General features: G+C 34.5%; 2 protein-coding genes. Both read right to left on the bottom strand.

What is annotated here, in order from left to right:
- Positions 1-63 precede the first annotated feature (63 nt).
- Positions 64-654, bottom strand: coding sequence for a replication protein (locus KA878_RS13595; RefSeq protein WP_031917824.1), 591 nt, complete (start codon positions 652-654; stop codon positions 64-66).
- 57 nt (positions 655-711) lie between these two features.
- Entirely contained in the window at positions 712-852 is a 141-nt protein-coding gene (locus KA878_RS13590; protein ID WP_031917823.1) for a ribbon-helix-helix domain-containing protein, read from the bottom strand.
- Between the last annotated feature and the right edge of the window lie 410 nt (positions 853-1,262).

Genomic DNA, 1,262 nt, shown 5'->3' with positions numbered 1-1,262 from the left:
GGGGTAAACCCCCAATCCCCCTTTTTTGCTAAAGCAAAAAGCTAGCCATAATGGCTAGCTAATTCATTTGTTATCTTTTATTCTATGTCTTCTAGATTTTATAAACGTATTTATAGCAAAAGTACCATTATCAGCTAACAAAGGGAACCAATCATCAAATCTATGCTCCATAGCATAAATCCATAGTTCTTCGTATTCTCTTATATCATTTTCAACTATAAAAGAAGTCATTTCTTTAAACATCTCATATCTGCTTGCAGACGTCGGTTTTAACATCTCTAGAATATCTGCTCCACCATGAGCAATCATATCTTCACGATCATACTGATATTTCTCAGGATTATCCATATGCAACATATATCTAACAAGACCTTTAGCAGAACCACACCTTTGTGGAACAGTCGCATTTATTCTTTCAGTCAATTCTAATATCTGATTATAACTTTTAACCCCATCATACATAACCAATATATGCTTATGAGCCTTTTTTATCTCTCCATTTGGATTAGTATCCTTATCATGTAATGGAGATTCAACCCATTGTATATGTTCATCATCTAATATATCTCTCCAACCTTCAGAAACACTTTCTGGGTAAATTACAAACGTCCAATTTCTAGTTCTTACATTACCTTGTGATGCTTTATTCACCATGATATAATTACCTCCGAATACAAGTTTATGCTGCCATAGCCACATGGCAGTATTTTTTTATCTATTTTTATGTTTTTTATCAAAATCTTGCAAAGCCAACGCAATTACCGCACTTTTTGAAACTCCTAAATATTTCGCCAATTCATCTAACTTTTCCGACATCTCATCTTTCAAAGTCACTTGCAATCTTTTACTCATAATTGTAACCACCTTTCAACTATTACAGTCAATAATACACAAAACAACATCATAATTCAATCGTTTATACACAAAAAGTGACCGTGAACAATGAACAACACTGGGGGGTCGTAGTACCCCAGTGTTGAAAACCTAAAGTCAAAACCCACCATATTATTACTTGTAATAGAATTTCCTTTTGACTTCACGATATCGAAAGTAATGATTTGGATTGGTTGTTAACTTGGATTAATCCAAGTTAAAACCGCACCAATCGCCACTGAAGTGGCTATCATTATTTCTTTGTTCGTCAAAAGTTTTTCTCCTATCACAAGTAATTTTTTGGTTTGGCAAGCATCGTATTTGCTAGCCACTTCATTCGCTAACGCTCATTTCGTTCTGCAAATACACTTGTTGGGGGTAAACCCCCA

The sequence above is a fragment of the Staphylococcus sp. GDY8P57P genome (assembly GCF_017892585.1).
GTDB lineage: Bacteria > Bacillota > Bacilli > Staphylococcales > Staphylococcaceae > Staphylococcus > Staphylococcus borealis.
This window is presented reverse-complemented; position numbering and strand designations above follow the sequence as displayed.

Excerpts from the sequence above, each read along its gene's own strand:
- KA878_RS13595 (WP_031917824.1), bottom strand. The coding sequence starts at position 654 with ATGGTGAATAAAGCATCACAAGGTAATGTAAGAACTAGAAATTGGACG.
- KA878_RS13590 (WP_031917823.1), bottom strand. The coding sequence starts at position 852 with ATGAGTAAAAGATTGCAAGTGACTTTGAAAGATGAGATGTCGGAAAAG.